This window comes from Aphanizomenon sp. CS-733/32 (genome assembly GCF_028330045.1).
Taxonomy (GTDB): domain Bacteria; phylum Cyanobacteriota; class Cyanobacteriia; order Cyanobacteriales; family Nostocaceae; genus Dolichospermum; species Dolichospermum gracile.
Genome location: NZ_JAQMSE010000172.1, coordinates 39,515 through 61,431, shown reverse-complemented (window position 1 = coordinate 61,431; position 21,917 = coordinate 39,515). Strand labels below are relative to the sequence as shown.

Below are 21,917 nucleotides of genomic sequence, written 5' to 3'. Positions count from 1 at the left end.
CGCTACTACACAAACAAAGTCCACCTGCGTGGACTAACGAAAAATCAAGGCTTTTGAACCCACGAAGGTGGGTTTCGTCTGTGTAGCTGCGACTTCTAGTCGCCCTTGCAAGTAATAAATTAGACTTTTCAAACAACCTCTAAGGGACTTCCAATTAAAAAAATACTCAAAAATTTCTTGTAGTGCGGGCATCTTGCCCGCTAATCATCAATGACGGGCAAGAATACCCATCCCACAAAATTGGGTAATTTATTTTTTGGTGTTCCCTAAATCCTCAAATCCTGGACATCTTGATTCTGACAGTAAGTATTTATAATATTGATATTATAGATTAATTTAATCAATCTGTAATGACTTTATCATATCTTCTACAGGTTTAATCAACTTATCATAATCATCTATGGGTGCAGTATAAGCAATTAAATAAGCTTGATTTTTTCTCAAAGTCATTACATACATATTTTTGATTTTTTGTTGTTCATTTTTACCAGTGACAATTATTTTTTGTCCTGTTTGATTTGCGATAGTAGTTGAACTTCTTTCTATGATATTTGATGATTCTAGGTTACTTTTGATCATCCTCTCCTGGTCTTCCCCGTAATTTTCTAAAGTTCCCGAATATTGAGAACTACTAATAATCAATCTAGCTTTTTGTTGAGGTTGAATAAATGTAACTATTTTACCAATACCAATGACAGAGATAGGAGTTTCGTCCGCGTCCCAACATTCAGGATATTCAATTTCTATATTATGTTCCTGATTTTTATAAGTTGCTAATTTTCCATCACATTCAGAAATAGGACGGTTTAAAAATACAATTATTCCTATGATTACGATTAATCCCAAAGGGGCAACTTTCAGGAATAAATGATAAATTTTAGGTGGTAGTAATGGACTTTTTCTAGATATTATAGATATTTTTTGTAATGCTGTTAATACTTCTGTTACTGTCTGATAACGGTCTCTATGATCAGATTTGACCATTTTATCTAAAATGTCTGCAAGTTGATCACTAACTTTAATTTTACTATAATAACGCCAACTTATTTCTTGGTTATTATTATCATTATTGATATCTTTAGCCTCTATTTCTGTAAGTGCTTGAATTACAATCATTCCTAGAGAAAAAATATCACTATTGAATTCTGGTTTACCTTCTCCTTGTTCCCTTGGTGCATATCCTTTAGTGCCAAATCTTGTAGGATTATAATTACCATTCTCTTGGTTAATAAGTTCATTACCAATTATTTGAGTATCATCTTCTTGGTTATTAATTGGTTTGACAGGTTTAACTATCCCAAAATCAATGATGACTATTTTATTATCTATTTCTTGTCTCATGACATTACTTGGTTTTAAATCACGATGAATTACACCTTCACCATGAATATATTCCAATACTTCCAGAATATCTTTTAATAATTTAATAACAAATGCTTCACTGATATTAGTATTGGTAGATGTAGGTGGTAATTCTTTCGTTAAATCATGTCCTTTAATAAATTCTTGAACTATGAAAAACTGTTGATTTTCCGTAAAAAACGCTAAAAGTTTGGGTATTTGTGGATGATTGAGTTTTTGTAAAATTCCTGCTTCTCGTTCAAACAATTCTTGAGCTTTTTCTAATTGCTCTGGTTTTGTAGTTAATGGTGTGAAATGCTTAACCACACAAACAGGCGACCCAGGACGCTGGGTATCCTTGGCTAAATAAGTAGTTCCAAATCCACCCTGTCCTAACCTGGTAGTAATACAATAGCGTCCGCCTATAGTCGTACTTATCATCAGATTCACACCCCACCTGATTCCTTGTTTTGGGAAATATGCGGTTAATTATCGCACATTTGTCGCCATATTGGCGAAATTATTTGAGAGGTTAATTAATTTCAAATCCCCAACTCCTTAAAGAAGTGGGGGATATTAAAAGATATAAAAATACTGATTTAGTCTAAACTCCAGTTGCTACTAGCTGTTGATTGGTAACAGGAGCAAAAATATCTTCGTAACTTGGGAAAATTTCAAATACTGAATCAAGCTGGGTAAGTTCCAAAATCAACTTAACTGGAGCTTTAACGTTGCAAAGAACCAACCGACAACCAATTTGACGCGCTGTGGTAAGTCCCTTGACAAGTGGGACTAATCCAGAACTATCCATGAAATCTACTTCTGATAAATCTATAACCCAGAGTTGGTGATGCTGAGGTTCAATTGCAGCCATCTGTTCGCTCAAGATAGTACCACTATCCAGGTCTATACTACCTTGGGGTTTGAACAAAATCACTTGGCGTTCTTGTGTAAGAGTCATAAATTTAACTGAGTATTTAAAACACAAAAGAAAGGGCAAACTGACATCCATACTGTTTATAATTCAACCGCATAATGACTGTTTTCGCAAAGTTTATGAGAGTTAACAGCCGGACAGTTGAGAAAAAAATTTTCAGTATTTATGCCGTATAATTTGTTGATATGCTTTCCTAGTATAAGCATAAATTACTGCTAATTTCGGTAACGAACTTATCATTATCTCAAATTATCTATAGCAATCCGGTTTGATTGGTGATTGGTGATTGGTGATTGGTGATTGGTGATTGATAAAAACTATTCTTCTTTCTTCTTCTTCCCCCTGAACTCCGAACTCCGAACTCCTGATAGCGCAGCGTGGCGTTAGCCATACTCCTGACTCCTGAACTCCTCCTATTGCGGTTTGATTGACACCATAGCCAAAAGCAAGCAAAGATATGGTAAAGGTAAAAATTTGTAAACTCGGTGGTGTTGGATGTCTTTTGAGCTACTTTCACTAGAAAACATCCAAGAAATTGCTCATAATTATGGTTATTTAGCGATTTTTTTGGGAATATTGCTAGAAAATTTGGGCATTCCTCTTCCTGGCGAAACCGTAACGATTGTTGGTGGTTTCCTTGCCGGTAGTAATGAATTAAATTACTGGCTAGTTCTCGGTAACGCTGTGGGAGGTGCTGTAATTGGCGGTAATTGCGGCTATTGGATAGGTAGAGTGGGTGGTTGGCCTTTTCTGCTACAAGCTGGGAAGATTTTCCGCATTTCCGAAGTCCGACTACTAAGTATTAAAGAGCAATTTACGGAAAATGCCGCTAAGGCTGTATTTTTTGGGCGCTTTTTCGCTTTGTTGCGAATTTTTGCTTCACCACTTGCAGGTATAGCGGAAATGCCCTTCGGTAAGTTCCTAATTTATAATCTAGCTGGAGCGACTGCTTGGGGTAGTGTCATGGTGACATTAGCTTTTTTCGCGGGAAGAATTATTTCCCTGGAACAATTGGTAGCCTGGGTCAGTAAATTTGCAATTTTGGCGTTACTGATTTTAGTTGCTGTGATTGCTGTACCAATTTGGTTAGAGTCCCGCGAAGTTAAGCAGCAAACGGAAGAGTAGGTATTGGGGACTGGGGACTGGGGACTGGGTATTGGTAATTAGTAATGAGAATAATGATTTCCCCCTGCTCCCTGCCCCCTGCTCCCTGCCTTCTACTTATTCTGCTGCGCCCAAATGCGGGTAGGTAGTCCCCAAACGTAAATAAAGCCTTCTGCGGCTTTGTGATCAAATTGATCTTCTGCGCCGTAGGTGGCTAAATCGGGAGTGTAAAGGGTATTGTCACTCCAGCGCCCAACTATGATGGCGTTACCTTTGAAAAGTTTTAACCGCACTACACCGGAAACTCTTTCCTGTGTTTGTTGAATAAAGGCATCTAAGGCTGCTTTGAGTGGACTATACCAAAGTCCGTTGTATACAAGTTTGGTGTAGGTTTCTTCTATGCCTCGTTTGTACTGGCTGACATCTGCTGTTAATGTGAGGCTTTCTAAGTCACGGTGGGCGTTAATCAGAACTATCATGGCTGGTGATTCGTAGATTTCCCGTGATTTGATGCCTACTAAACGGTTTTCAATCATGTCAATGCGGCCAATTCCATGATTTCCCACGATTTTATTGAGTTGTTCAATTAACTCAACAGGCTGTTTTGATGTGCCATTGATAGTGGTAGGAAGCCCTTTTTGGAAGCCAATTTCTAGATATTCCGGCTCGTTGGGAGTATCCGCTATGGCTTTGGTCATTTCATAGATTTCTTCCGGTGGCTCGTTGGCTGGGTCTTCCAATGTACCAGCTTCAATACTGCGACCTAGCAAGTTTTTATCTATGCTAAAAGGAGAGGATTTTTTCACGGGTGCAGGAATACCAAATTTCTCACCATAGGCGATGGTTTGTTCCCGACTCATACCCCATTCTCTGGCTGGTGCTAGGATTTTCAGGTTAGGGTTGAGGGCTGTACAGGAAACATCAAAGCGTACTTGATCGTTACCTTTACCTGTACAACCGTGAGCGATCGCATCCGCACCATATTTTGCAGCCGCCTCTACCAGTATCTTAGCAATCAAGGGTCGAGCCAGGGCTGTACCAAGAGGATAGCGGTTTTCATAGAGCGCATTGGCTTGAATCGCCGGAAATGCGTAGTCTTTAACAAATATATCCTTAACATCCGCTACCAAGGATTCACTTGCACCGGACTTAAGAGCTTTTTCTCGAACTGGTTCTAATTCATCTCCCTGACCTAAATCTGCTGCTAGGGTAATTATCTCCTCTACTCCCCACTCTTGCTTGAGATAGGGAATGCAAACAGAAGTATCAACTCCACCAGAATATGCTAGAACAACCTTTTTAGCGCGACCCATGAATTTCTCCACTTAGGAAAACAAAGAATGAGTCATTATTATATCTGACTTGCCTAGCGGATATTTTTTTATGCAACTGTGACTTTGCTATATTTGTTTTATCCTAAATATGGGTAATAGTTTTTTGGGTGCAATTGTGTTTTTGAGTATTGTCATTCCTACATATAATCGTTTACCAATTTTGGAAAAGTGCCTCCGCGCTTTGGAGAGTCAGGAGTTCAGCAATAAAACTTATATAGAAGACTATGAAGTTGTGTTAGTAGATGATGGCTCTACCGATGGTACTTTAAATTGGTTAGCTTTACATAAAGATGAGTTTCCCCACGTCCGCTGTTTTGAACAAAATCATGCAGGTCCAGCAGCAGCGCGAAATTTAGGGGTGGAAAAAGCGCAAGGTGACACAATTATTTTTATTGATAGTGATTTAGTGGTTTTGTCTAATTTCCTCCAAGCTCATACAAATGCTTTGGTACAGGGAAGAGAGAAATTAGGGAGCGATCGCTTTTTTACTTACGGTGCTGTAATTAATACTTGTAATTTCAACAATCCTACGGGTGAACCTTATAAAATCACAGATTTTTCTGCTGCTTTCTTTGCTACGGGTAATGTGGCTATTCCCAAACATTGGTTAGAAAAAGCTGGATTATTTGATAATGGTTTTCAACTTTATGGTTGGGAAGATCTAGAATTAGGTGTTAGGTTAAAAAACTTGGGTTTAAAATTAATTAAATGTCCTGAAGCCGTTGGCTATCACTGGCATCCACCATTTAGTTTACAGCAAATTCCTAAGTTAATTGATCAGGAAATTCAACGGGGACGCATGGGAGTTTTGTTTTATCAAAAACATCCCACTTGGGAAGTAAAAATGATGATTCAAATGACCTGGTTTCATCGTCTATTATGGAGGATTCTCTCTGTAAACGGATTATTGAATGAAAGAACTATGTCTCCGTTTTTACAATGGCTAATTAATATTGGTAAACCGCAATTGGCTTTGGAAATTGCCCGAATTTTCTTGAATTGGTATAATGTCAAGAGTGTTTATGCGGCTCATGCTGAAACAAAAAGTAAGTAAATCAAATTTATATACATCCTAGCTCATTAGGGTGGGCATTGCCCACCATGATCCATCATGTTAAATTGATAACCCTATTAATCATCGTGATCATCAAAGGGATCATCTAATTCCTGACTTGGAGGTCCAAAAGATGTATAAATTGCCATACCAGTAATAGCAACCAATGCCGAGCAAAAGGCAATTCCAAGCACCGTAGCGGGTTCTAAGTCCATAAATTTAGATACATATTATGAAAGCCATATTTATAGAATATTACAAAATTTAACTTATCGCACATTGTCTCGGAAGTCAGGAGTCAGGATTCCTAACTCCTTCTGTGAACAAGCAACTCCTGATCAAGAATCAATACCAGTAAAATTCTGGGTATTGCAAAGATTCATTGCCTTTTCTACTCCCTGTTTAAAACTAAATTCTCCACACTCAACAACAAAGTTTAAAACCTGAGACATAACTTTATTCTCAGCAGTGGAAAATCGCCCCAAAACATGAGAAACAGTATGAGAATTATCCCCATCTATGACACTCTTTGGCTTACCTATACCAATTCGCAATCTGGGGAAATTTTGGGTATTTAGATGAGAAATAATGCTTTTCATGCCATTATGTCCACCCGCAGAACCGGATAAACGTAAGCGAGTCCTACCCAAAGGTAAATCTAAATCGTCATAAATGACTAATACTGATTCAGGCGGTATTTTGTACCAATTTGTCACGGCTTGAATAGCTTGTCCTGAAAGATTCATATAGGTTAGGGGTTTGAGCAAGCGGACTTTACCCTGACCCGCTGCATTCCCTTCTCCAAACTCTCCTTGAAACTTGCGATTTTCAGCTAGAGAAATTTGCCACGCGCGAGATAGGGTGTCTATGGCTGCAAAGCCAATATTATGACGAGTTTGATCATATTTAGGTTCTGGATTTCCCAGTCCGACAATTAGCTGGGGAATTACCAAAGCCGTTGGTTTTAATTGTTCATCTTTCATCCTTGTATATTTTCTGGCTGGTTTTTTCCGGCTTCAATGTGTTTATGCTCTAATTCAGCGGTTGTTTGTACGGTTTCTTTTAATTGTTCAGATTCTTTTTTAAACTCGCTTTGAAATTCATTAGAGGCTTCTTGAAAACTGCGAATGGTTTTTCCCAAACTGCGACCAATTTCTGGTAACTTCTTGGGTCCAAAGATTAATAATGCAACTACCATAATGACACCCATTTCTGGTAAGCCGATACCAAATATATTCATTCTTCTCTCCTGTGTACAGAAAAACCGCCACAACTACCTTATAGCTTTGGGATCTAGATTAATTTTATCGCTATTTTTAGGTATTTTTTTCAAGAATAAAAAAACCCGGACGAGCCGGGTAGATGCTAATTGTCAGCTTGATGACTGGATAGTCATTAGCCGCCTAAACCGCGCCAATCCACAAGCACATCCTGAATTAACAGAGACTTGTTATAAACTTGGAGAATAATTAGCAGAAATACGAAGAATAAACCCATAAATACAGCCATTAAGGGTGTTGTTCCCCAACCTGGAGATACCTTACCATACTCAGCATTTAAGGGTCTGAGAATATCTCCCAACCTAGTCCGTTGTGCCATAGTTCACCTAAGAATCAGTTGCCAAAGCTTTTTTTAATTTTTTTAGACATTCCTAAGCCTTTACAGGCGAAGGATTCTTGGTTTAAACCTGTATGTTTTAGATTGGTCTAATCACAGATTTAATAGTTCATACTTACTCGTGCAATTGCCACGAATAATTACCCAAGCTTTTATCCAGATAGTGGATAAGTTCCCGGTTGTCTCACGGTACATGGATTAATCCAAAAGCTGTTCTTAAATTATCGCAGTTTGTGATCTTTGTTTAGCGATATTGCTGAAGGTTTTCGCCACATTTACAAAAATACATGATTTTGGCTGGACTAATACGGTTATGGAGGAATTAACGAACCGCAGAGGCGCAGAGTACACAGAGGGAAGAGTTAGAGAGAGAGGGCTATGCGTTTGATACCGTCTTTGAGGAGGGGAACGTTAAAGTTGATGAGGAGTCCTAAAGTGCGCTTGGTTATTTTGAGGTAGGAGAGAAGTTGAGCTTCGTGAATGGGGGCTAGGGTTTGCACAGCTTTTAATTCTACAACTAAACAGTCTGCAACTAAAAAATCTAATCTACCTCTACCTACATCATGTCCTTTATATGTCAAGCTTATTGACTTTTCAACTTCATGATGTATACCCCGAATCATAAATTCAACAACCAGTGCCTCTTTATACACCTCCTCCAAAAACCCAGGACCCAAAACCCGGTGTACCTCAATTGCAGCCCCAATAACCTCTCCCGTAAGCTCATTCATATCCTCTCCCAAATTTCTTACCTCCGTGTTCTCTGTGCCTGGAGTGGTTCGTTTTCATCATATAATCCTTGCAAAAACAACTAATTACCAAATTAACCCAATTATCACCTCTACCAAACCTCTTACCTCCGTGTCCTCTGCGTCTCTGTGGTTCGTATTCATTATAACTGCAAAAACAACTACAGCAAATTGTCATCAAACCTGGAACAAGAACCCCACCCCCAACCCCCTCCCCGCAAGCGATGAGGGGGCTAAGATGTACCTTGTGTGATTGCAAATTGCTGTAATTACCAAATTAACCCAATTATCACCTCTACCAAACCTCTTACCTCCGTGTCCTCTGCGTCTCTGTGGTTCGTATTCATTATAACTTCTTCCTACACCATGCTAGTGGTGCTTGGGAAAACAAGCTCAGATCAAACCCTCAATACCTAATTTTAGGTGTTAATTTATGCTACGATAGCGATGTCCTTGATAAAAGCAATCAGAATATGAAGGTGTACCGAGTTTTGTATAGCTACGCCATGCAAGCTATCAAAAATCAAATAGGAGTCCTATAGGAGTCTTATATAAATTCTATTCTTCAGGGCTTAAATTTCCTCCTTTTTTACCATTTTTCCGCCCAGTAGATAATCTCTGAAGATGTTACATCAATTGCGACTCCATGACTATTCCCATGATTCCATTTTGAGCCGGGTTGGCCTTTATCTTCAGCTTTTAATACTAATATTTCATAACTGCTAGGAAAAGTTTCTGTTTCTGAATCGCTAGTATAAAAGAATGTTGTTGGTACGCCGTTGGGTTGATTACTATGATTATTTGTATTCCCACCCCGGTATTGATGCTGAGAGATTTTTTTGTATTGTTTCAGGAGGTTTTCAATCTTTGCTTGTGGTTCTTTGAGACGAATTTGCAAAGAACTACTTTCGGGTGTGATTCCGGGAGAATAAGCCATTTGTAAAACTTGAGCATCACTAGGAATTTGTCTGGGAAAATGTTGAATTTGTTGAAGATCAGCCCATTTGTGATGACGAATTTCTTGATATTGTGATGTATCTGTAATTAGCTGTAGTTGTTTGGTTTTACTAGTAGCTTTATTAATCAGAAAACCGCCAATAACTAGACCAAAACTACCCAAGGACAGTAAAATTATTGTAGTGAGTTTAACTAAAATAGATTGCTTCATTTGGTTGGGTTGCATCTAGCTGGTAGATTAATATCCCAACCTTTAAAACAGCAGTCCTGATAGTTTTGAATCTAGCCTGAGTTAGATTAACAGGAAAATTTTGATTTGGTTAAATTGATGACAAATTTAAAAAGAACCAATGATCATTCCTGCCAAAATTAGAAAACCAATCCAGACGTTTTGACGAAACATTTCCCCATAGGCAGGATGAGGTATTTCTGGCTGTTGTAAGCGGATAATTTGCCAAATCCAAGCAATGGTAGCGAGGATTAAACTGATCCAAAATGCTGTATTTAAGTGAACTAAGAAACCTACTCCAGCTAGGAGAATAACTGTCCCCATGAGGAAAATAGCGATCGCTGTTGGGGCATATTTACCAAAGAATATCGCGCTAGAATTAATGCCAATACGTTGATCATCTTGGCGATCGCTCATTGCATAGATTGTATCAAATCCTAATGTCCATAGTACCGTCGCCCCCCAAAGTAACCATGTCGGTGCTGTAATATTGGCTGTCACTGCACTCCAACTAATTAAAACCGCAAAACCCCAAGCTATGGAAAGCACCAATTGGGGAACGGGAAATACCCGTTTTGCACCGGGATACAGGACGATAACCGGAACGGCGGCCACAGACAACCAGAAGCTTAATGGGTTAAGATAGAAAGCGATAACTGCGGCACAGGCGAGGGAGACTATCCCCACCACAATCCCAATTTTAACGGAAAGGGCGCGAGATGCCAGGGGGCGATCGCGTGTTCTTTCAACTTGAGGATCAATATCTCTGTCCCATAAATCATTAACCACACAACCAGCCGCACTGGTGGCGATACTACCGCAAATAATTACTCCTACTAGGGGGATAGGCGGTTTACCAGCAGCGGCCAAGAATACAGCCCATAATGCGGGTATCATCAGAATTAACCTACCTTCCGGTTTATTCCACCTTAACAGCCGGATAATTACAAGCCATAATGGTTCTTGGTTGGTTTTTGGTGTTTTAAACATATGAGACGATTGTGCATAGTACCTTGATTACACCATAATTTCATTAGCCATAAATAATCAGGTACTTTGCAAACAAATAAAGTTAAGTAAGTAGGTTGACGTTGAAAATTGTCGTTATGGCAAGGCAAAAGGCAAGAGGCAAGAGTGAAGAGGGTTTGGGCGATTTTACGTTTCTTTACACAGTTTGGTTTTATTGTGTTCACCTACTTAAGTAGGCGTTAAAAATTATCTTTATAGCAATGCAAGCAAAAGTAAATAGGTTTTTAGTGATTTTACGTTTTTCCACAGAGTTTGATTTTATCGTGTTAAACTACTTAAGTGAAGAATAATTATCACTAACAATGGAAATTACCACTGTTTCACCCCAGTCCATGGACTTAATGCAAATGCTTACAGGGTATTGGGTGTCCCAATCCATCTATGCCGCCGCGAAGCTAGGCATTGCTGATTATATTACTGATGAGGAAAAGAGTTATATTGAACTTGCAAGTACAACTCAAACCCATGAAGAGTCTCTTTACCGTCTTTTGAGAGCATTGGCGAGTGTAGGCATCTTTATTGAGACAAGTCCTGGGTATTTTGCGACAACTCCCATGGCAAACCTGCTCCGTAGTGATGTGCCTGATTCATTGCGATATGTAGGAATTATGCTAGGTGATATCGAACATCAATTAAGTTGGGGTAATATTGTCCACGCTGTTAAAACAGGTGAGAGCGGATTTAAAAAGTCATTTGGCATGAATGTGTTTGACTATTACTGTGAAAACCCGGAGGCTGCGGATATTTTTGATCGATCTATGACCGGTTTTTCTAAAATTGAAGCTGCCGGGGTAATTACCGATTATAACTTTACAGGAATTAACAGTTTAGTTGATGTGGGTGGAGGGGTGGGAAGTTTACTAACCTCAATTCTCCAGGCTTATCCGCAAATGACGGGGATATTATTTGATTTACCTCATGTGATTGAGAGGGCTAAATTAAGTATAGCAAATAAAAGAGGTAATACTGACGATGAAACAAGCGATCGCTACCAATTAGTTAGCGGTAGCTTTTTTGAGCCATTGCCACCCAAACAAGACGCTTATTTGCTCAAGCATATTATCCATGATTGGGATGACGAAAAGGCGATCGCCATTTTGCAACAATGTCGTCAAGCGATGGCAGCCCATAGTAAAGTTTTAGTAGTGGAGTCAGTTATACCTTCAGGTAATGAGCCTTTTCCCGGCAAATTTATGGATATAAATATGTTGGTGATGTGTACCGGAGGCAAGGAACGAACCGCTGAAGAGTTTTCTAATATATTTAAAGAAGCTCAACTTGAATTGGTGAGAATTGTGCCAACGCGAGGAATGGTAAGTGTTGTAGAAGGGCAAGCGATAGGTGGCTAATGTTCCTGAAATATCTGAGTAATTAACTGAACTGGTATTGAGTTTTTTCTGTAGTTAACAATTAAAAATACGGATTGGGCAGGATTTTTGTGAACTTTGTAACAGTTAGCTAATTTATAGTCTCCATTAATGTAATTAATCTATTTTGATAATGGGGAGACCTCAAGACGGTATTTTTATCTATTTTTCGAGCGATAATCCAGATGCTGAATTTAATCCCTGTTGACAACAGAAATCCACCCAGTCAACCAGTTCCAGAAAATCAGATGATTGCAGCCATTGATATTGGTACAAATTCTTTGCACATGGTGGTGGTAAAAATTGACGCAACTTTACCATCTTTTACCATTATTGCCAGAGAAAAGGAAACGGTGAGATTAGGCGATCGCAATTTAATGACTGGGGACTTAAAACCAGAAATCATGAGTAAGGCGATCGCCTGTTTAGGCAGATTCAAAACCCTTGCTGAAAGCTTAGGAACAAATAGCATTGTGGCTGTAGCTACAAGTGCCGTCCGTGAATCTCCCAACGGCAAAGAATTTCTTCATCAAATCGAAACCGAAGTTGGCTTAATCGTTGACTTGATTTCTGGACCCGAAGAAGCCCGTCGCATCTACTTAGGTGTCTTGTCGGGGATGGAATTTAACAACAAACCCCACATCATCATTGATATTGGTGGTGGTTCAACAGAATTGATTTTAGGAGACAGCGAAGAACCCCGTAGTCTCACCAGTACCAAAATCGGTGCAGTGCGTCTAACGGGAGAATTAATCGCCTCAGATCCCATCAGCGAAACCGAATTTCAATACCTCCAAGCCTACGCTAGAGGAATGCTAGAACGTTCTGTCGAAGAAGTCCAAGGAAAACTCAAAATTGGCGATTCTCCCCAGTTAATCGGCACATCTGGGACAATAGAAACCATTGCTACCATCCATGCGCGGGAAAAATTAGGTCTTGTTCCCTCCACCCTCAACGGCTATCAATTCAGTCTTCAAGACTTGCGAACCTGGGTAAATCGCCTCCGCAAAATGACCAATGTGGAACGGGCAGCGATCGCCGGGATGCCAGAAAAGAGGTCAGAAGTGATACTTTCAGGGGCAGTAATTTTACAGGAAGCGATGACCTTGTTAGGAGTCGAATCCTTAACAGTCTGTGAGCGATCGCTTCGAGAAGGGGTAATTGTAGACTGGATGCTGACTCATGGCTTCATTGACAACAGACTACGGTTTCAAAGTTCCATTCGAGAACGCAGTGTATTAAAAACAGCCAAAAAATACCAAACTAACTTAGAACATAGTCAACGAGTTACCGCTTTTGCTTTAGATATATTTGACCAAACCAAAGGACAACTACATTATTGGAATACAGATCAACGCCAATTACTATGGGCTGCTGCCATTTTACACAATTGTGGTCACTATGTCGGTCATTCATCACACCACAAACATTCATACTACTTAATTAGAAATAGTGAATTACTCGGTTATAACGAAACCGAAATCGAAATCATCGCCAATATAGCCCGTTATCACCGCAAATCTCCACCCAAGAAAAAGCACGACAGCTATCGAAATCTACTCCACAAAGAACATCGGACAATGGTTAATCAACTCAGCGCAATTTTAAGATTAGCTGTGGCTTTAGACAGAAGACAAATAGGAGCTATTTCTTATATTAAATGTGACTATATTCCCAACTTCAAAGAATTTAAGATGTCCATATTTCCATCTACCATTGATGATGAATGTTCCTTAGAAATGTGGAGTTTAGACTACAAAAAAGGAGTCTTTGAAGAAGAATTTGGTTTAAGATTCGTAGCAACATTAATGAATACAGCACATTTTATCTGAACTACATCTTAGCCCCCTCATCGCTTGCGGGGAGGGGGTTTGGGGGTGGGGTTATTGTACCTCATAACACCTAGAAGTGCTGTATATTCATGAAATCCGCAGAGGAATAGTTACTGGATTATTTCCTCCAAAATTTCTACAGCCTTTTTGACATTATTATAGTAGCTCAATATATTGTGGTAGCTCATACCTATACTTTTACCATGAGCTATTTTGTGGCGATTTTCAACCACATTATCTATAGAGGTTTTTATTTGATCATTTATTTTATTAGTGAATTCATTTGCCAAATCTGAGCTAAATTCAAGCAATATTCTTTTAATTTTCTCTGTTTTACAGTTTGTTATATCATCTATCTTTTTTCCAACAAATTTTTGAATATTGGCTGAAGCTTTATTTTCACAATATTTTTCTAATAAAACTCTCAGAGATTCCTCAATGAATCCTGATACCAATATACATAAATATTTTGACCATTCACTTTTAATCTCTAGTTCTTCAAAAAGGGCAACTTTTTTAAATAGATTATCTATTTTCTGACGATGAGCTAATATAGATGGATTCATAAGTGTGTATTTCTATAAAGCTCTTCCACATACTCCAGCCTCTTCATAAGATTTTTTTTACTTGTGGTAGAGTGTTTAGTAAGTGACCAGAAATGCTGATCATTTGTGAGTAATTCGTAGGCTTTTTTGAATTTTGAGCATTCCAAACCTTTAGGAGTTAGAAGCATCAGGCTCTCAAAAAGAAGTGTGTTGAATGATTTTTTAGGATAAAAAACTTCTGATCCTATACAATTTTCAAGAAAATCTATTGTACTGAAAAACAAATTTTTTATTTCATTTTCAGAAATTATATTCAAGTCTTTATTTTCTAACATGAATTTATTAAGAAAATCAATCATATTTCCTGAATAATGCACTAAATCAAAATGTAGAGCCAAAAATCTTAAAATAAGCTCTTGTCCATTAGAAATAATATCATCCTTATGATAAAGCTTTCTCCAGGTTTCATTATTTGATAAATCTTGAAGCAGTTCACTAAAAGAACCATGATAAATAGCATTGCGAATTTCCTGGGGATTTAAAGGCGTTCCAGTAGTATTCAGTCGTTCAAATAGATAAAATATACCCCGTGGATCATAACTTTCAGATATGATTACACAGTGGATTATTGCATTATCAAGCTCACGACGCTCGGATGAAGGTAATGTCGAATAAGTTAATCCTTCTAGCTGTTGGACAACACCTTTAAGCTTAAATACTTTTCCATTTGGAAAAAATCCTTGAAAGAAATATTGTAAAGTTTTCAGACGTTGTTGTCCATCTATAACCAGATATTTTTTAGAAAACTTATCTTTAGCGAGAAAGAGTGAAGGGATAGGAAGACCTAATAATAAAGTCTCAATAAAGCGTGATGCTTCTTCTTCTTTCCAAACATACTGTCTCTGAAACTCTGCAATAATAAATTCTTGTTCTTCCATTCGTTTTACTAATGTATCAACTGGAAAATCAGCACCGTAATACTCAACTTCTAGTCTTGGACTTTCTGTTTCTTGTATGTCGTAGTTCATAGGTTAGTTATACATTTATACTTACTATATTAGTGGAATGGTTGCACATCCTCTTAGATCGTAGCCCATCTGCCAGTTTATTTAAATTATATCTATCAGATTGCCATAAACCGCGTCTCTGGGTGAACTAACCTTACGGCTAACACCTATAACCAAAAATTATATATGTATAAATATCACAATACAAATTTATTATATTTACGGTTGCACAGCCCTAACCACACCTTGATATATTCACAGAAGTATTTATCAAAACAAAGTAAAAAAAGTAACACTTAAAAATGGAAATTTCTTTTATAAAAAATCAGCCGAGCCATGCTAAAGTTTGAATCTTGTTATCCTCCTTAGCTGCTTCAGCTTATGTATCTGCCTTCTTTACATCCACAACACCTTGAAGAATTAGTCAAGAGCAGTGGTATAAACTTAGACTTAATTCTTTTGAACTTTAAATCGCTTCAGGGCATCAGTGCTTATGAATATTTGCTGATTTCTGACCAACTCCCGCGCACCAATACAGGGATGATTAGAAATGCTTGGTTGCAGCGTTATCATCATGTTACCGCAGGTGGTTGGTGGTGTTCGGGACTAGACCCCCTTAACAATTGGCATAATATGGAATGGGGATGTTTTAAGCCCAACCAACCGCGACAAAATCAAAAAGGTAAATCCATCAAATATGAACATCCTCCCAGCACACCCACACGCATATTTTGTTTACGCATATCCTTAGCAATTTGGCAAGAAGTTGGACAACGTTACAACTTAAGTTTACCGGAAAATATCACCATTAATCATGATGGTGAAGCCGAAGGTTTTTGGCCATGGGTAATTAAAAATAAAATAGCTATTGTTATTTGTGAAGGTGTGAAAAAAGCCGCAGCCCTTTTAAGTCAGGGATATGTGGCGATTGCGATTCCCGGTATTAATAGCGGTTATCGGGTCATTAAAGATGAATTTGGCAAAGTTACCCGGCGGCAATTAATCCCTGATTTAGCCACATTTACACATACAAAACGCGATTTTTATATTTGTTTTGATTTTGAAACCCAAGCCAAAAAAATTGCCGCTGTCAATAATGCTATTTCCCAACTCGGTTATTTATTTCAACAACAAAACTGCCCTGTTAAAGTTGTCGAACTTCCAGGAAAAGAAAAAGGAGTTGATGAATTTATCATTGCCAAAGGTGCAACAGCCTTTGATAAAACTTATTGTCAAAGTCTAGATTTAGATATTTATATTGCCCAAACCAAACCTCACACAGAGTTAACAATTCCGGCAACACTGACTATTAACTGTCCTTATTTGGGAAACATTGCCTTTCCTACATCTGGTTTAGTGGGAGTTAAATCAGCAAAAGGTACAGGTAAAACCACAGCCCTAGAAAGCATTGTTCAACAAGCAAGAAACCATAATCAACCAGTTTTATTAATTACCCATAGAATCATCTTAGGACGGTTTTTATGTGATAAAATCGGCATTAAATGGGGTTTTGAACATCAAGAATGGAGTATAGAAGCTGATGAATTACCTGTTACTTATCCTTTAGCAATTACCCCATCTTTAGGATTATGTGTAGATTCAATTTGGAAATTAAGACCCGAAGATTGGCGCGGTGCAATATTAATTTTAGATGAAGTTGAACAATCTTTATGGCATCTACTCAATAGCAATACCTGTAAACAAAAACGAGTTAAAATTCTCCGCATTTTTCAACAACTAATTTCTACAGTTCTCACAACTGGAGGATTAATCATTGCCCAAGATGCCGATTTATCAGATGTATCTTTAGAATATTTACAGACTTTATCAGGAATTAAATTAACCCCTTGGGTAGTTGTCAATGAATGGAAACCGGCAAAAGGTTGGGATACAACTTTTTATGATTCACCCAATCCTACACCCCTAATTAATCAACTGGAATTAGACCTAATTGCTGGACGAAGATGCTATGTAACTACCGATAGTCGTTCTGGACGTTACAGTTGTGAAACTATTGAACGTTATTTAAGGGAACGTTTACAAAAACTCAGAAGAGAATTTCCTGAAACCTTGGTAGTTAGTAGTCATACTACTAACACACCTGGTCATGCAGCCGTTGATTTGATAGCAGCAATAAATCAAAAAATCACTGATTATGATACTGTTTTTGTTACTCCCAGTTTAGGAACAGGAATTAGTATTGATGTCCAACATTTTGACCGAGTTTATGGTATTTTTCAAGGGGTAATTCCTGACTCAGAAGCACGTCAAGCTTTAGCAAGAGTTAGAGATAATGTTCCCCGTGTGATTTGGTGTGCTAAACGCGGTATTGGCTTAATTGGTAGTGGTAGTACAAATTATCGGTTACTATCTCATTGGTATCAAGAAAATCAAAAAGAAAATTTGGCTTTATTAAGTCCTTTACACAAAATAGATGTAGATTTACCTTTAGTTTATGATCCCATTCATTTACGAACTTGGGCAAAATTATCTGCTAGGGTAAATGCCTCTATTCGTCTTTATCGGCAATCTATGCAAGATGGATTGATAGCTGATGGTCATTATATTCAAATGCGAAGTAATGAAGTACAAAACAACATTCTCCGTGATTTACGTTTAGCCTTTTTTGCCACTGAACCTAGTGATTTAGAAAATCGTAAACGGTTAATTGTCGAAATTGTGAAAGCGCAAAAAGATTGGGCGCAAAGTCGTCAAAAAGCTAAAGAAATTAAACGCAAAATCAAGGACATTAAGCAGCAGAATCAATTAGCAGCAGCCAATTCTGTAGCTACAGCCAAAGATATTAACTATCTAGAATATGAACAACTATTGACTAAACATTCTCTCAGTAATGCCGAACGTCATCAGGTTAATAAATATATTCTCAGACAAAGGTATGGAATTGTCGTTACTCCCCAACTGAAATTACAAGACGAAAAAGGATATTATGGGCAATTGTTAATTCATTATTATTTAACTCATGAAAGTGAATATTTTCATGTCAAAGATCAACAAGAATGGAGTCAGCAGTTATTGTGGGGTGAAGGTAAGGTTTTTCTCCCAGATTTAAGAACTTATACCCTCAAAGTGGAAGCTATGCGGGCTTTGGGAATAATGCAATTTTTGGAAATAGCAAGGGTATTTACTGAAAATGATCCTGACTTAATTTGGTTGAAAAATGTGGCTGTACAAAGTAGTAGACACATTAAACGGGCTTTGGGAATTGATTTAGTTAGAGGTAAAGAATCTGTTTCGGGAGTTAAGTTATTAAACAGATTTTTAAGTTTGTTGGGTTTGAAGTTGCAACAAGTTAATGATGGTTATACAATTGATTTAGAAAGTCTCAATGATGGTAGAGACAAAATATTTGCAGTTTGGCAACACCGTGATGATTTGATGTTAACTTCTTTACGTAATATGGAAGGAGAAATGGTGGATTTGTCTGGAAAGTCTCGGTATGAAACTGTATTGATAAGTTGACCAGATCCCCGACTTCTTTGAGAAGTCGGGGATCTACAGGGATATACCTGTATTTATGGTAGAATCTATTTTGTGCGTCTACAAGTTACAAAATGAATAAAAATATTAATTTTGATGTTATTAATGCTTTGCACCAACAGGGTTTAGATCATTATCATGATGGTAATTATCAACAAGCGATCGCTAATTTTGATGCAGTTTTAGAATTATCCCCTGATTTCTCGATAGCTTATATTAATCGAGGTAATATCTTTCATATTTTAGGGAATTATGAAAAAGCGATCGCTGATTATAATCAATGTATAAAAATAAATCCTAATTTTGCGGAAGCCTATCATAATCTTGGTAATAGCTATTATGCTTTACAAGAATATGAAAATGCGCTTTCTAATTATAATTTTTCTCTAGAAATTAATCCTAAATTTGGTGCAGCTTACTACAATCGCGGTTTAGTTTATGCTCGTATTCAAGATTATCACCAAGCGATCGCTAACTTTAACCAAGCATTAAAAATAGTTCCTGATGATATTCAAGCATACTCTGAACGAGGTTTAGTCTATAGCAACTTGGGAGATTATGAAAATGCTATTCAAGATTATAACCAAGCATTACAGATCAATCCCACATTGGCTTTAGTATATGGGTTTCGAGCTAATGCACATCATCAATTAGGAAACTATGAAAGTGCTATTCAAGATTATAATCAGGCATTACAAATCAATCCCCATTTAACTACAGCGTATTATGGACGGGGAATGGTACGAGAGGCTATGCAAGACTTTGTTAATGCAGTTACAGATTATACCCAAGCTATAGAAGTGTCTCCAGAATTTGCCCCGGCTTATTGTAAGCGAGGTGATGCTCATAGGTTGTTGGGTAGTATACAAACAGCTATTCAAGACTACAATCAAGCCTTGCTAATAGATACAGATTTTCTAGCTGCTTATTATCATCGAGGCAATAGTCGTTATGCAGTTAAAGATTTTGCTGGTGCAGTTAGTGATTTTACTGAAGCTTTACGCTTAAATCCCCAGTCTGCTGTCTTTTATAGCGATCGCGCCAATGCTCGTTATGCCCTGAAAGAATATCAAAAAGCTATATTAGATTATACTCAAGCTATCAGTATTAACCCTAGTTTAGCTGAAGATTGGTTTAATCGAGGTCGAAGTCGCTTTCTGGTTGGAGACTTAAATAACGCATTAGCAGATTTAAACCAAGCCATACAATTACAGCCCCGTTATCCTTTAGCTTATTTAGTCAGAGCAGATATGCATAAACATTCGGGTAATCAATTAGATGCGATCGCCGATTTTCGTAAATCTGCTGATCTCTATTATCAGTCAGGAAACACGCGGTACTATCAGGAGATTACCAATCTAATTTCTACAATGTCTCAGACAGGTGACAGGTGACAGGTGACAGGGAATAGGGAATAGGGAATAGGGGACAGGGAAGAAATTTACTTCTCTCTTCCTCCTGAACTCCTGAACTCCTGAACTCCTGACTCCTGACTCCTGACTCCTGACTCCTGACTCCTGACTCCTCAGTTAATTTCTCGATAGTGTTTTTGAAGATCCTCAATTGTGAATAAAGCCTCAAATTGCAACCCAGCCGACTCATATAGCTCCCCACCGCCCTGCAATCTATCTATGAGGGAGATTACCCTATCTACCGTATAACCAGCAGCCTGTAGCCGTTCTACAGCCTTGAGGGCAGATTGTCCAGTTGTTACCACATCTTCCAAAACCACGACTTTTGCCCCCTGGGGTAAACTGGGACCCTCAATGTAAGCCATTGTTCCGTGTCCCTTAGCTTCTTTGCGAATAATTAAAGCTGGTATCAGTCTATTTTCGTATACGGATACTACACTAACTGCGGATACAATAGGATCAGCCCCCAAGGTTAAACCTGCCACAGCTTGAGTATTTTGAGGTAACATTGGTAATAATAATCTCGCCATAGCCAAAGCACCTTGGGGGTCAAGTGTGACTTGTTTACCATTAATATAGTAAGAACTTTGTTGTCCAGAGGAAAGAACAAAATCACCTTCTTGATACGCAAGCCGGCAAAATAAATCTAGTAACTTTTGACGGAGAGTGGTTAAATCAGTGGTAGTTGCCCAAATGTTTGGGTTGCTAGAAACTTCGGCGGAATAAGACATTACAAACAATTAAAAGTTGTGTTAAACCAAAATTGAAACTCAACAGAGTTATCTTTATTAAGCATAAATTAAGATTTACCCAAAAAGTAGCGAGAATTAAATTAATTTAATTCTGTCCGCAGCAACGAGTGTGGTTTTCTCTCTGAAAGTGTCAATCCCCCTCTTCACTAATGACTACCTTACCCCGAAAGACAAAGTAATTGTAGATGTTGTAAAACAACATAATTGGAATCAAGAACCCAATGAACGTAATCATAAAGACCATTGAAGTGGCAGAAGAGGCAGCTTGATAAATAGTAATAGTTGGGGGAATAATGAAAGGAAAGGCAATAAATCCCAAACCAATAAACGTTAGTAGAAATATTAATGCCGTGTAAACAAATGAGGCAATTTCCTCTTTTCTATCTAAACTTTTCAGTAGCAACCAAATCAACAGCATACCCAATAAAGGAATCAGGGCAAAAATATAAACCTCTGGTTGATGAAATAGCCTAGCTCTAGCATTTTCATAGACAATGGGTGTACTAATTGTAATTAAAATCGCGCCAATGAAAGTTGTCCAAGCTGCTAATTTTGCCGTGCGAAAGTGAGTTTCCTGTAATGTCCCTTCAGTCTTTAAAATCAAGTAAGTTGAACCAATCAATACATAACCTTGCACAAGTGTCAATGCCGTTAATAACGATTGCCAACTTAACCAATCCCATATTCCACCAATAAAATGCCCAGCCGCATCAACTTTGATTCCTGCTAATACACCACCCAAGGCAAATCCTTGAAATAAAGAAGCAATGAAACTACCGATTCCAAAAGCAAAATTCCAAAAACTTTTATTCTCAGAATGTTCCCGAAATTCAAAAGCAACAGCCCGCAAAATTAACCCTACAACCATCACCATTAAAGGCAAATAAAGGGCATTGAGAATTGTCCCATAAGCTAAAGGAAAAGCCCCAAATAATGCCCCAGCCATCAACACTAACCAGGTTTCGTTAGCATCCCAGACATTACCCAAACTAGTCATTAATAGACTACGACGCTGTTCATCAGAAGAAGTTAAAGAGAGGATACCAACACCTAAATCAAAGCCATCTAAAAGCACATAAAGAAACAGAAATAAACCCAGAATTACAAACCAAACTTGTGGTAAAAAGTGCAATAAAGCTTCCATAAAACTTCT

Annotated in this window: 21 protein-coding genes; 6 read left to right on the top strand and 15 right to left on the bottom strand. The window is 38.0% G+C overall.

Features of this window, described 5'->3' with window-relative positions; translation table 11 throughout:
* Positions 1 to 336: 336 nt before the first annotated feature.
* From PN471_RS13820 to PN471_RS13810, 3 genes are all read right to left on the bottom strand, one after another.
* The gene (locus PN471_RS13820) at positions 337 to 1,782 is read right to left on the bottom strand and encodes a serine/threonine-protein kinase (RefSeq protein WP_271777339.1); all 1,446 of its coding nucleotides are present in this window, start codon (positions 1,780 to 1,782) and stop codon (positions 337 to 339) included.
* 163 nt (positions 1,783 to 1,945) lie between these two features.
* Entirely contained in the window at positions 1,946 to 2,302 is a 357-nt protein-coding gene (locus tag PN471_RS13815; protein WP_271777338.1) for an STAS domain-containing protein, read from the bottom strand.
* A gap of 229 nt (positions 2,303 to 2,531) precedes the next feature.
* Positions 2,532 to 2,669 carry a hypothetical protein gene (locus PN471_RS13810; RefSeq protein WP_271777337.1) on the bottom strand — a complete coding sequence of 46 codons (138 nt, stop codon included), beginning with the start codon at positions 2,667 to 2,669 and terminating at the stop codon, positions 2,532 to 2,534.
* Between the two features lie 104 nt (positions 2,670 to 2,773).
* Here PN471_RS13810 and PN471_RS13805 point away from each other — a divergent pair, with 104 nt between their 5' ends.
* The gene (locus tag PN471_RS13805; RefSeq protein ID WP_193891951.1) at positions 2,774 to 3,403 is read left to right on the top strand and encodes a DedA family protein; all 630 of its coding nucleotides are present in this window, start codon (positions 2,774 to 2,776) and stop codon (positions 3,401 to 3,403) included.
* A 92-nt stretch (positions 3,404 to 3,495) separates the two neighbouring features.
* On the opposite strand, the gene PN471_RS13800 is transcribed toward PN471_RS13805, so the two are convergent.
* Entirely contained in the window at positions 3,496 to 4,695 is a 1,200-nt protein-coding gene (locus PN471_RS13800) for an argininosuccinate synthase (protein ID WP_271777336.1), read from the bottom strand.
* A gap of 109 nt (positions 4,696 to 4,804) precedes the next feature.
* Between PN471_RS13800 and PN471_RS13795 the strand changes: the two genes are divergently transcribed.
* Entirely contained in the window at positions 4,805 to 5,770 is a 966-nt protein-coding gene (locus PN471_RS13795; protein ID WP_271777335.1) for a glycosyltransferase family 2 protein, read from the top strand.
* 77 nt (positions 5,771 to 5,847) lie between these two features.
* Here the strand turns inward: PN471_RS13795 and psbN are convergent, their stop codons facing one another.
* The 7 genes from psbN to PN471_RS13760 form a co-directional block, all read right to left on the bottom strand.
* Positions 5,848 to 5,985, bottom strand: coding sequence for a photosystem II reaction center protein PsbN (gene psbN, locus PN471_RS13790; RefSeq protein WP_027402855.1), 138 nt, complete (start codon positions 5,983 to 5,985; stop codon positions 5,848 to 5,850).
* Between the two features lie 123 nt (positions 5,986 to 6,108).
* A complete protein-coding gene (gene pth, locus PN471_RS13785; RefSeq protein WP_271777334.1) occupies positions 6,109 to 6,753 on the bottom strand; it encodes an aminoacyl-tRNA hydrolase in 645 nt (214 codons plus the stop codon).
* Entirely contained in the window at positions 6,750 to 7,010 is a 261-nt protein-coding gene (locus PN471_RS13780) for a TatA/E family twin arginine-targeting protein translocase (protein ID WP_096668843.1), read from the bottom strand. Before PN471_RS13780 ends, pth begins: the two co-directional genes overlap by 4 nt.
* Positions 7,011 to 7,165: 155 nt before the next feature.
* Entirely contained in the window at positions 7,166 to 7,369 is a 204-nt protein-coding gene (psbH, locus tag PN471_RS13775; RefSeq protein ID WP_193891962.1) for a photosystem II reaction center phosphoprotein PsbH, read from the bottom strand.
* 380 nt (positions 7,370 to 7,749) lie between these two features.
* Positions 7,750 to 8,118, bottom strand: a complete 369-nt coding sequence (locus PN471_RS13770) for a GxxExxY protein (protein ID WP_271777333.1) — start codon at positions 8,116 to 8,118, stop codon at positions 7,750 to 7,752.
* Positions 8,119 to 8,725: 607 nt separating this feature from the next.
* Entirely contained in the window at positions 8,726 to 9,304 is a 579-nt protein-coding gene (locus tag PN471_RS13765; RefSeq protein ID WP_271777332.1) for a hypothetical protein, read from the bottom strand.
* A gap of 126 nt (positions 9,305 to 9,430) precedes the next feature.
* Complete coding sequence (locus PN471_RS13760; protein ID WP_271777331.1) at positions 9,431 to 10,312, bottom strand: 4-hydroxybenzoate solanesyltransferase; 882 nt, start codon at positions 10,310 to 10,312, stop codon at positions 9,431 to 9,433.
* 341 nt (positions 10,313 to 10,653) lie between these two features.
* On the opposite strand from PN471_RS13760, the gene PN471_RS13755 reads away from it, so the two are divergent.
* Complete coding sequence (locus PN471_RS13755) at positions 10,654 to 11,700, top strand: methyltransferase (RefSeq protein WP_271777330.1); 1,047 nt, start codon at positions 10,654 to 10,656, stop codon at positions 11,698 to 11,700.
* A gap of 203 nt (positions 11,701 to 11,903) precedes the next feature.
* On the top strand, positions 11,904 to 13,550 hold the full coding sequence (locus PN471_RS13750) for a Ppx/GppA phosphatase family protein (RefSeq protein ID WP_271777329.1): 1,647 nt from the start codon (positions 11,904 to 11,906) through the stop codon (positions 13,548 to 13,550).
* A 110-nt stretch (positions 13,551 to 13,660) separates the two neighbouring features.
* Here PN471_RS13750 and PN471_RS13745 read toward each other — a convergent pair whose 3' ends face one another.
* Both PN471_RS13745 and PN471_RS13740 read right to left on the bottom strand, forming a co-directional pair.
* Positions 13,661 to 14,116 carry a HEPN domain-containing protein gene (locus PN471_RS13745; protein ID WP_271777328.1) on the bottom strand — a complete coding sequence of 152 codons (456 nt, stop codon included), beginning with the start codon at positions 14,114 to 14,116 and terminating at the stop codon, positions 13,661 to 13,663.
* Positions 14,113 to 15,123, bottom strand: a complete 1,011-nt coding sequence (locus tag PN471_RS13740) for a DUF262 domain-containing protein (protein WP_271777327.1) — start codon at positions 15,121 to 15,123, stop codon at positions 14,113 to 14,115. The genes PN471_RS13745 and PN471_RS13740 overlap by 4 nt, the downstream gene beginning before the upstream one ends.
* 360 nt (positions 15,124 to 15,483) lie before the next feature.
* Between PN471_RS13740 and PN471_RS13735 the strand changes: the two genes are divergently transcribed.
* The gene (locus PN471_RS13735; RefSeq protein ID WP_271777326.1) at positions 15,484 to 18,582 is read left to right on the top strand and encodes a plasmid replication protein, CyRepA1 family; all 3,099 of its coding nucleotides are present in this window, start codon (positions 15,484 to 15,486) and stop codon (positions 18,580 to 18,582) included.
* A 92-nt stretch (positions 18,583 to 18,674) separates the two neighbouring features.
* Positions 18,675 to 19,994, top strand: a complete 1,320-nt coding sequence (locus PN471_RS13730; RefSeq protein ID WP_271777325.1) for a tetratricopeptide repeat protein — start codon at positions 18,675 to 18,677, stop codon at positions 19,992 to 19,994.
* Between the two features lie 131 nt (positions 19,995 to 20,125).
* On the opposite strand, the gene pyrE is transcribed toward PN471_RS13730, so the two are convergent.
* Both pyrE and cydB read right to left on the bottom strand, forming a co-directional pair.
* Positions 20,126 to 20,743 (bottom strand): orotate phosphoribosyltransferase, encoded by a 618-nt coding sequence (pyrE, locus tag PN471_RS13725; protein WP_271777324.1) that lies wholly within the window; start codon positions 20,741 to 20,743, stop codon positions 20,126 to 20,128.
* 151 nt (positions 20,744 to 20,894) lie between these two features.
* On the bottom strand, positions 20,895 to 21,908 hold the full coding sequence (cydB, locus tag PN471_RS13720) for a cytochrome d ubiquinol oxidase subunit II (RefSeq protein ID WP_193892049.1): 1,014 nt from the start codon (positions 21,906 to 21,908) through the stop codon (positions 20,895 to 20,897).
* Between the last annotated feature and the right edge of the window lie 9 nt (positions 21,909 to 21,917).

What these genes read in the sequence shown, in the direction of transcription:
- PN471_RS13820 (WP_271777339.1), bottom strand. Translation starts at nt 1,782, where the DNA reads ATGATAAGTACGACTATAGGCGGACGCTATTGTATTACTACCAGGTTA.
- PN471_RS13815 (WP_271777338.1), bottom strand. Translation starts at nt 2,302, where the DNA reads ATGACTCTTACACAAGAACGCCAAGTGATTTTGTTCAAACCCCAAGGT.
- PN471_RS13810 (WP_271777337.1), bottom strand. Translation starts at nt 2,669, where the DNA reads ATGGCTAACGCCACGCTGCGCTATCAGGAGTTCGGAGTTCGGAGTTCA.
- PN471_RS13805 (WP_193891951.1), top strand. Translation starts at nt 2,774, where the DNA reads ATGTCTTTTGAGCTACTTTCACTAGAAAACATCCAAGAAATTGCTCAT.
- PN471_RS13800 (WP_271777336.1), bottom strand. Translation starts at nt 4,695, where the DNA reads ATGGGTCGCGCTAAAAAGGTTGTTCTAGCATATTCTGGTGGAGTTGAT.
- PN471_RS13795 (WP_271777335.1), top strand. Translation starts at nt 4,805, where the DNA reads ATGGGTAATAGTTTTTTGGGTGCAATTGTGTTTTTGAGTATTGTCATT.
- psbN (WP_027402855.1), bottom strand. Translation starts at nt 5,985, where the DNA reads ATGGACTTAGAACCCGCTACGGTGCTTGGAATTGCCTTTTGCTCGGCA.
- pth (WP_271777334.1), bottom strand. Translation starts at nt 6,753, where the DNA reads ATGAAAGATGAACAATTAAAACCAACGGCTTTGGTAATTCCCCAGCTA.
- PN471_RS13780 (WP_096668843.1), bottom strand. Translation starts at nt 7,010, where the DNA reads ATGAATATATTTGGTATCGGCTTACCAGAAATGGGTGTCATTATGGTA.
- psbH (WP_193891962.1), bottom strand. Translation starts at nt 7,369, where the DNA reads ATGGCACAACGGACTAGGTTGGGAGATATTCTCAGACCCTTAAATGCT.
- PN471_RS13770 (WP_271777333.1), bottom strand. Translation starts at nt 8,118, where the DNA reads ATGAATGAGCTTACGGGAGAGGTTATTGGGGCTGCAATTGAGGTACAC.
- PN471_RS13765 (WP_271777332.1), bottom strand. Translation starts at nt 9,304, where the DNA reads ATGAAGCAATCTATTTTAGTTAAACTCACTACAATAATTTTACTGTCC.
- PN471_RS13760 (WP_271777331.1), bottom strand. Translation starts at nt 10,312, where the DNA reads ATGTTTAAAACACCAAAAACCAACCAAGAACCATTATGGCTTGTAATT.
- PN471_RS13755 (WP_271777330.1), top strand. Translation starts at nt 10,654, where the DNA reads ATGGAAATTACCACTGTTTCACCCCAGTCCATGGACTTAATGCAAATG.
- PN471_RS13750 (WP_271777329.1), top strand. Translation starts at nt 11,904, where the DNA reads ATGCTGAATTTAATCCCTGTTGACAACAGAAATCCACCCAGTCAACCA.
- PN471_RS13745 (WP_271777328.1), bottom strand. Translation starts at nt 14,116, where the DNA reads ATGAATCCATCTATATTAGCTCATCGTCAGAAAATAGATAATCTATTT.
- PN471_RS13740 (WP_271777327.1), bottom strand. Translation starts at nt 15,123, where the DNA reads ATGAACTACGACATACAAGAAACAGAAAGTCCAAGACTAGAAGTTGAG.
- PN471_RS13735 (WP_271777326.1), top strand. Translation starts at nt 15,484, where the DNA reads ATGTATCTGCCTTCTTTACATCCACAACACCTTGAAGAATTAGTCAAG.
- PN471_RS13730 (WP_271777325.1), top strand. Translation starts at nt 18,675, where the DNA reads ATGAATAAAAATATTAATTTTGATGTTATTAATGCTTTGCACCAACAG.
- pyrE (WP_271777324.1), bottom strand. Translation starts at nt 20,743, where the DNA reads ATGTCTTATTCCGCCGAAGTTTCTAGCAACCCAAACATTTGGGCAACT.
- cydB (WP_193892049.1), bottom strand. Translation starts at nt 21,908, where the DNA reads ATGGAAGCTTTATTGCACTTTTTACCACAAGTTTGGTTTGTAATTCTG.